This is a genomic window from Bradyrhizobium sp. TM233, from assembly GCF_036247965.1.
Taxonomy (GTDB): domain Bacteria; phylum Pseudomonadota; class Alphaproteobacteria; order Rhizobiales; family Xanthobacteraceae; genus Bradyrhizobium; species Bradyrhizobium ottawaense.
The window spans coordinates 1-339 of sequence record NZ_BTIG01000410.1 but is presented as its reverse complement, the minus strand read 5'-3'; the positions used below and the strand labels follow the sequence as shown (position 1 = coordinate 339).

Sequence of the window (339 nt, the reverse complement as noted above, 5' to 3'; positions counted from 1 at the left end):
TCATCATCATGGGCCTGCACTTCCTGGGACTGACGCGCATCGGCCTGTTGATGCGCGAGGGACGGCTGCCGATCCCCAAGCCTGTCGGCCTCTGGGGTGCCTATATCATGGGGCTCGCCTTCGCCTTCGGCTGGACGCCCTGCATCGGCCCGATCCTCGCCGCGATCCTTTCGGTCGCCGCCGCTGAGGCCACAGTGACAAAGGGCGCAGGGCTGCTCGCGGTCTATTCCGCCGGTCTCGGCATTCCCTTCCTGATCGCCGCTTTGATGATCGAGCAGTTCTCCGCGCTGTTCGCGCGGATGAAAGGCCATCTCGTCAATGTCGAGCGCGCCATGGGCG

General features: G+C 65.2%; 1 protein-coding gene. It reads left to right on the top strand.

Features of this window, described 5'->3' with window-relative positions; translation table 11 throughout:
- A partial coding sequence (locus tag AABA86_RS34605; RefSeq protein ID WP_338309943.1) for a cytochrome c biogenesis CcdA family protein occupies positions 1-339 on the top strand: 339 nt, incomplete at both ends.